We start from the raw sequence: 7033 nt of genomic DNA on the forward strand, positions 1-7033 counted from the left end.
TAAGAGAGAGAATTTCCCCGCATTCCATGAAAAAAGACCCGACGACATGAGTGATCAATCGCGCCGTTCCGAATTGTTGATGCCTGCTGGCTCTTTGGAAAAGCTAAAAATTGCCGTGCTGTATGGGGCTGATGCCGTTTACATGGGCACGCCCGATCTGTCATTGCGGGTCAAAAGCCAGATGACGCTGGATGATGTGGTTGAAGGCATTGGCTTTGCCCACGCGCATGGGGTGCGGGTTTATCTGACGTTAAACCTGTTTTCGCACAATAAAGACATCGCCAAGCTGCCCGAATATGTTGATACCGTGCGCAAGGTGATGCCCGATGGCCTGATTGTCGCCGATCCCGGCGTTTTCATGTTTGTGCGCGAACATGCGCCGGAACTTGATTTGCATGTCTCGACCCAGGCCAATGTCTGTTCGTGGCAAAGCGTAAAATTCTGGCAGCAGATTGGCGCCAAACTGGTTGTGCTGGGCCGCGAGGTTTCCTACGAGGAATTGACCGAAATTCGCGAAAAATGCCCCGACATCAAACTGGAAGCCTTCGTCCATGGCTCCATGTGCATGACTTATTCGGGGCGCTGCCTGCTGTCAAATTTCATGGCCGAACGCGGGGCAAACCAGGGGGCCTGTGCCAATTCATGCCGCTGGAAATACAAGGTCCATATGAAACTGAAAGACGGCACAGTCAAGGAACTGAAGCTGTCTGAAGAAAACATGGAAATGTTTGATTTCTTCCTTGAAGAAGAAATGCGCCCCGGCGAATTGATGGAAATTCAGGAAGACGAACGCGGGTCTTATATTCTGAACTCACGCGACCTGTGCATCATGCCGAAACTGGAAGACTACCTGAAAATCGGTGTCGACAGCCTAAAGGTCGAAGGTCGCGGTAAAAGCCCCTATTATGCCGGGCTGGTCGCACGCGCCTATCGCATGGCAATTGACGACTGGTACAAGGACCCCGAAAACTGGTCAGCCGAACCCTATATGAAGGAACTGGCAACAATCCCCAACCGGGGTTATACGCTGGCCTTCCACGAAGGACGCCTGACCAACTACGCGCACGGATATGACAATGCATCAAACGTATCGGACTGGGAATTTGCCGGGCTGATCGAACGTGTTGAAGACGATGCCTTTGTCATTTCGGTCAAAAACCGTCTGCTGGCCGGGGATGTTTTAGAGATTGTGCCGCCCAGGGGCCGCAATACCATTTTCATCCGCATGTATGAATTCATCGACGCCAATACCGGCAAAATCGGCGAAGCCGTTCATGCCGGGGCCAAACCCATGGTCCGCATCCCGTTTTCATTGCTCGAACAGGAAGACCCGAATTATCTGCGCACCGCCTTCCCGCCGCTGACCATTATCCGCAAGGAAAAAGCCTTAACACCGGATGAATGGCAGCGCATGAAGCTGGATCAGGAAGGCCATAAAATTGAAATGGGCAAAGGCAACCCGGAACGCTACGACGTTAAACGCGATGCCCTGCAAACCGCCCTTGATGACCGCCAGAAAGACCGAAGCTTTCGCACCCCGCGTGTTGGCACCCAGGGCTGTTGTGGCCGGGGCTGCAACGGCTGCCTGATTTTCTGGCACGACCCGCAATACGCCAAAGCCCGCGAAATCCTTGGCAAACGCAAACAGGGCGAGATGCTGGAACATGACGGCAAGACGGTGGCGGCGGAGTAAAATTTTGCACCGCGTTTTTCTTTGAAAACTGAAACATACCGTTTGGGGACCCCCGATGAGTCATCCCCCCCGAGAGGTGGAATAAGGCCCGGCACACCCAACCTCATCCGTAGCGGCTTGGCATCACAACGAACTCAAAAAAACCTATCGATAAAAACTTTGATTTCCCAACAGGGCCAAACCAACGGAGCAAAGCAAAAGTACCGCAAAAACGATATTGATGATTCTTCCGATCAGCGGATTGGTTAAAAATCGCGAAAAAGTCACCCCGAATGCAAGCCACGTCATATTTACGACCGCGATAACAGCCGCCAGAACAGCAACCTTGATTGCGCCATCCCACCCCGCTTGCGCCGGAATTATGATATGGCCCGAATAAACCGCACCTATGGCCGCAAAAGCCTTCGGGTTGGTAATCGCCAAAATTATCCCGGGTAAAAACGTGGGTATACCCGCTATTGCACGTCCTTTTGCGTGACGGTCTGACGGGCCAATTGGTGCGCTGGCAATCTTCCATGCGAGATAAATAATATAAACCGCAGCAACTAATTGAACCACAATCAGCATGACGGGCTGAACAGAAATCAGCGCTGTAACACCAGTTGCAATAATCAGCAAAACAGCGGTCGTACCGATTATAATCCCCAACAGATAACGCAAGCAGCACTGAAACCCGAACGCGGCCCCCAAACTGGCAAGACTAAGCGTCGCCGGCCCCGGGCTCCCCATGAGCGGAAATGCCGCAAGTAACAGAAGTATAATTTTACTCAACATGATTATGCCGCAGCCAAGGCACTGCGCTCCCGGACCAGAAGATGAAGCAAGGCAGACAACAAGCCCAAAACAATTGCTAAAAACCAGACGGCATCGTAACTGTCGAAACGGTCAAACCAGATCCCGCCTAACCAGACACCGACAAACCCGCCAAGCTGGTGACTGAGAAAAACAAACCCGAAAAGCGTTCCCATCACCCGCGGCCCAAACATAACCAGAACAAGAGCACTGGTCAGCGGAACAGTCGAAAGCCAAAGTCCCCCCATCAGGAACCCGAATATCATTACCGAGGTCGGCGTAACCGGAAGCGAAACAAACCCCAGAATAATAATCGCCCGTAAAACATAAATCATCGCCAATACATAGGGCTTGGGGAAAATACCCCCCAAACGCGAAGCCAACAGCGTGCCAAAGATATTGGCAAATCCCGCCAGGGCCAGGGCGCGCAACCCCAAAGCACGCAATTCCTCGGGCGAAAGTTGGGTGCCGGTGCAGAAGTTCTGAACATAGTTCGGAAGATGCGCCGTAATGAAGGCAAGATGAAAACCGCAAACAAAAAACCCGGCACTCAGCATCAGGAAACTTGAATGACCAAAAGCCTGCCGAATGGTCTGTTGCAGGTAAACAGGTGCATCCTCGGTAATCTTTTTATGATCCGCACGCAAAAACGGAATACAAAAGGCCATCGGCACTAACATGGATGTTACAATCAGCAGCGTTATACGCCAGTCAAAAGATGCGATCAGCCACGATACGATCAAAGGCAGCAAAGCCTGCCCGACAGACCCCATCGCCGAGGTGACACCCAGGTAAAAACCGCGTTTTTCCAGCGGCGCTGCCCGACCAACCACCGCAAGAACGGTTCCAAAGGCCGTGCCGGAAATGCCCATACCAACCAAAACACCCGCCCCCAAATGCTGGGCCAAGGGCGAGGTTCCGGTGACACAAACGACCATTCCCACAACATACAGGAAAAAACCCAGCCAAAGCGCACGCCGATCGCCAAATTTGTCCGCAATGATGCCAAACCCTGGCTGTGCCAACCCCCAAACCAGATTTTGAATTGCAATAGACAGTGAAAAAATCTGGATCCGACCTGCAAAAAGGTCATCTGACAACGGCTGAATGACCCCGCCAAAAACCGCCCTTACGCCAAATGCCAAAGCAAGTACAACGCTGCCCGCCGTTACGATTATAACGGTATCGTTCGATCCTTTGCATAACGCCTTCGATTTCATTGGCTGTCCTTCGCTGCCATACGTGTAAACCGGATAATCACCGATAGCGGCAATTCACGCTTTACCTTGAACAGAATGGTAACAGGGGCTAAAACTTAAAAATAACGAATATATCTGAACTCTCAATTTCGAAATTGTGAAATGAAACCCGCTTTCGACATAGATGCGCTACGCGCAATTGTAACGGGAAACGACCTTGGCAGCTTTACGCGGGCAGCAATTCATTTGGGCCGGTCGCAATCTGCAATCAGCATGCAACTAAAAAAACTCGAACATCAAACCGGTCAGCAACTTTTCATTCGCAAAGGGCGTGGACTGGTCCCAACCGAAGCAGGTGAAACGTTTGTCGCCTACGCGCGGCAAATTTTAGCCTTGAACGACGAAGCCGCGTTCGCAATGGGAACCGCAACAACCACCGCATCGATACGGCTTGGTCTTCCGCAGGATTTCTTTGACGACGTCATGCCCGCCACCCTCACGTCGTTTGCCAAAACCCATGACACTGTCCATATCGATGTGCGCGCAGGCGAAAACCACAGCATTGCAGAAGAAGTCCGGGCGGGCCGCCTTGATGTCGCCATCGCCTTTTTTAATTGCGGAAGCCCGGAAACAGGCGATGTTTTGTGCAAATTGCCAATGCGCTGGCTTGCCCATGCCAATACAGCAAATCAATTGGAACTAAATCCGTTGCCACTGGTGCTGTTTAACCATCCCTGTCTGTTTCGTCAGGCTGCCCTTGCCATGCTTGAACAAAAGCGGCAACGCTGGCGGGCAGCGTTAACAACACCCAGCTTACCAGGTATATGGGCCGCATTACGATCCGGTCTCGGTGTTGCGGTACGCACCGAACATGGTAAACCAAAAGACATTACCTGCGCCGACAACGCATTGAACCTTCCCCGACTGCCTGAAATTGAAGTGCGCTTGCTGTGCGCGCCGAATATTTCAGCCCTCGCCAAAGACGTGGCCAAAACCCTTCGTCGGGAAACACTGGCAAGGGTCTGGTAATTTTCCGACACCGACACACGTAACGGAACCGCTATGATTAACCAGCATCAATCCCCCGCGCGCTCTCGTCCAATCGCCGCAACAATTGCCGTGGTCATCCGAAATGAACAGGTTTTACTGGTCCGCAGGGCAAATCCGCCCGACGTGGGAAAATGGGGTTTTCCGGGTGGAAAAATTGAACAGGGTGAAACACTGGCGCAAGCCGCCCTACGCGAACTTAAGGAGGAAACCGGTATCTCGGCGGACATATTGCGTGTTTTTACCGCAACAGATGCCTTCGAACAGGACAAAAACGGACAGATACAGCGCCATTTCATTTTGATTGCAGTGTTATGCCGCTGGAAACATGGCGAACCGGTTGCAGGCGACGATGCACTGGAAGCCCGCTGGTTGCCAATTGGCAACCTTGAAACATCCGGCCTGGAACTCAGCCTTGACGTCGCCGAAGTTGCGCAGCAGGCGGCACAGATTATGTCAGAATTTCAGCAATAACCCGTTTGCCACACGCCAAAGATTGTCCCCTGTCGCATTTGGCAGCGCTCAGCCCGCTATCACAAGCTTGCTTCCTGCGGCATCGATCTGCGTACGGGCGGCATCCGAAGGGGAGGCATCGGTAATCACAGCGGAAAACGCCGAGAATGGGGCCAGAACATGTAAAGCTGTATGGTCGAACCGCAAATGATTTATAAGCAATATTGATCGCGTTGCAGCATCCATCATCCGTCGCTTTGCCCGTGTGATGTCGTCATCCATGTGGTAGACGCGCCCCTCTCCTGCCGCTGGCGTCGATATAAACGCGATATCGGCACGTAAAGCATCAAGGGCGTCTTCCGTCACCCGCCCGACCCAGGCATTGTATTTCGCTGAATAACGCCCACCAAGCGCAAGCACAGTAATCCCTGCTTCACACTTCAACGCCTCCATAACCGCATCATTATTGGTAATAACCGTAAGCGGTCGTTTTTCCGGCAAAAGACTGCCCAGCACCGTGGCTGTGGAGCCGTCATTGACCATAACCGTCATGCCCGGTTCAACCCATTCAAGGGCGGCACGTGCCATGCGTTTTTTCAGGTCATGTCCCTGAAGGTGGCGAAAGCGAAAATCGCTTTCAAATTGCGAACCAGGTTCAATGGTCGCGCCACCCCGGATCCGGCGTAGCAAACCTTCCCCTTCCAGATCATCAAGGTCACGATGAATGGTCATCTTCGATACGCCGAAGGATTCTGCCAGTTCATCAAGCTGCACTTCGCCATTGCGTACCAGTGCATCGAGAATCTGCTGCCTGCGGTCGTCTCGTTTCATGGGGTGTCCTTTTTATGCGTCTATACGTGATCAATCCAGAAGCGCGCGCGCCGTTCTTTCGTCGGTGATCAGCCCGGCCACCCGGCCCGAGCGCAACACCGCCCGGATCGCATTGATCTTGTCCGGCCCACCCGCAACCGCAACAATATCCTCTTCGCGCTCAGGATCATAGCCCACCGCAAGCGTTCGGGCCGATAGCGTGGTTTCAACAACGTTCCCCGCCGCATTAAAGAAATCACCCAGCATTTCGCCCTGCGCACCGGCGGCAGCAATTTCCTCGATTTCCGAAGGTTCAATCATGCCCGATGAAACAAGCTGCGCATCCGCCGTTGTCGTCCCAATCCCCACTATTTTTAGCGTTGCTGCCTGCGCCATGTGGAACACTTCGTCTACCCCGCGCTGCGAAAGCAGCACTTCGCGATCTTCCACGGTATTGGCAAAAAACGGAACCGGCATAACATAGGCCCGCGCCCCGGTTTTTTCGGCCAGGCGGTGCATCACATCATGCGGATTTGCCGAGAAATTCCGGGTCAGCCCGCCAAGAAGAGAAACAAAGTGAAGTCCTCTGGCATCAATCCGGGGTAATTGCCGGGTAATTTCGGCCAGGGTCCGCCCATGACCCAGCCCGATGATCGAATGCTCGCCCGCTTCGAACTGGCGTTTCAGGTAAGCCGCCCCTGCCAAAGCCAGCGCCCGCACCGGCAACCCTTCCTCGCCAATATCGGGGGCCACTTCGCAAAGTTTAAGGTTATAGGCCTCAAATAACCGCGTTTCGAGTTGAACACATTCAACAATATCGCCTTCAATCGTGACTTTGACACGCCCGTCAGCCACGGCCTTGGCGATAAGCCGGTGCGCCTTGACCGATGGCAGGCCAAGCCTTTTAGCGACCTTGGCCTGTGTAAGGCCGCCGACGTAATGCATCCAGGCAGCACGAATGGCCAGTGTTTCGTCCGTATCGTTCATAAAGCATATTTCCTTTAATATGACCCATTTTGTTTGTTTTTGGCGTGTCGTT

7 protein-coding genes are annotated in these 7033 nt (G+C 53.0%); 3 read left to right on the forward strand and 4 right to left on the reverse strand.

Going from position 1 to position 7033, the window contains the following annotated elements:
• Positions 1–46 precede the first annotated feature (46 nt).
• Entirely contained in the window at positions 47–1693 is a 1647-nt protein-coding gene (locus AAC086_RS22345) for a U32 family peptidase C-terminal domain-containing protein (protein WP_339782170.1), read from the forward strand.
• A 144-nt stretch (positions 1694–1837) separates the two neighbouring features.
• Here the strand turns inward: AAC086_RS22345 and AAC086_RS22350 are convergent, their stop codons facing one another.
• Positions 1838–2467 carry a LysE family translocator gene (locus AAC086_RS22350; protein ID WP_339782173.1) on the reverse strand — a complete coding sequence of 210 codons (630 nt, stop codon included), beginning with the start codon at positions 2465–2467 and terminating at the stop codon, positions 1838–1840.
• Between the two features lie 2 nt (positions 2468–2469).
• Positions 2470–3705: an MFS transporter gene (locus tag AAC086_RS22355; protein WP_339782175.1), complete on the reverse strand. Its 1236-nt coding sequence runs from the start codon at positions 3703–3705 to the stop codon at positions 2470–2472.
• Between the two features lie 141 nt (positions 3706–3846).
• Here AAC086_RS22355 and AAC086_RS22360 point away from each other — a divergent pair, with 141 nt between their 5' ends.
• Both AAC086_RS22360 and AAC086_RS22365 read left to right on the forward strand, forming a co-directional pair.
• Positions 3847–4713 (forward strand): LysR substrate-binding domain-containing protein, encoded by an 867-nt coding sequence (locus AAC086_RS22360; RefSeq protein ID WP_339782177.1) that lies wholly within the window; start codon positions 3847–3849, stop codon positions 4711–4713.
• A 33-nt stretch (positions 4714–4746) separates the two neighbouring features.
• Positions 4747–5205, forward strand: a complete 459-nt coding sequence (locus AAC086_RS22365; RefSeq protein WP_339782179.1) for an NUDIX hydrolase — start codon at positions 4747–4749, stop codon at positions 5203–5205.
• A gap of 48 nt (positions 5206–5253) precedes the next feature.
• Here the strand turns inward: AAC086_RS22365 and AAC086_RS22370 are convergent, their stop codons facing one another.
• Together AAC086_RS22370 and AAC086_RS22375 are read right to left on the reverse strand one after the other, a co-directional pair.
• Positions 5254–6015, reverse strand: coding sequence for a DeoR/GlpR family DNA-binding transcription regulator (locus AAC086_RS22370; RefSeq protein ID WP_339782181.1), 762 nt, complete (start codon positions 6013–6015; stop codon positions 5254–5256).
• Between the two features lie 30 nt (positions 6016–6045).
• Positions 6046–6981 (reverse strand): sugar-binding transcriptional regulator, encoded by a 936-nt coding sequence (locus tag AAC086_RS22375; RefSeq protein WP_339782183.1) that lies wholly within the window; start codon positions 6979–6981, stop codon positions 6046–6048.
• Between the last annotated feature and the right edge of the window lie 52 nt (positions 6982–7033).

This window comes from uncultured Thalassospira sp. (assembly GCF_963976115.1).
Lineage (GTDB): Bacteria > Pseudomonadota > Alphaproteobacteria > Rhodospirillales > Thalassospiraceae > Thalassospira.

Coding starts and splice junctions, on each gene's coding strand:
- AAC086_RS22345 (WP_339782170.1), top strand. CDS start 47: ATGAGTGATCAATCGCGCCGTTCCGAATTGTTGATGCCTGCTGGCTCT.
- AAC086_RS22350 (WP_339782173.1), bottom strand. CDS start 2,467: ATGTTGAGTAAAATTATACTTCTGTTACTTGCGGCATTTCCGCTCATG.
- AAC086_RS22355 (WP_339782175.1), bottom strand. CDS start 3,705: ATGAAATCGAAGGCGTTATGCAAAGGATCGAACGATACCGTTATAATC.
- AAC086_RS22360 (WP_339782177.1), top strand. CDS start 3,847: ATGAAACCCGCTTTCGACATAGATGCGCTACGCGCAATTGTAACGGGA.
- AAC086_RS22365 (WP_339782179.1), top strand. CDS start 4,747: ATGATTAACCAGCATCAATCCCCCGCGCGCTCTCGTCCAATCGCCGCA.
- AAC086_RS22370 (WP_339782181.1), bottom strand. CDS start 6,015: ATGAAACGAGACGACCGCAGGCAGCAGATTCTCGATGCACTGGTACGC.
- AAC086_RS22375 (WP_339782183.1), bottom strand. CDS start 6,981: ATGAACGATACGGACGAAACACTGGCCATTCGTGCTGCCTGGATGCAT.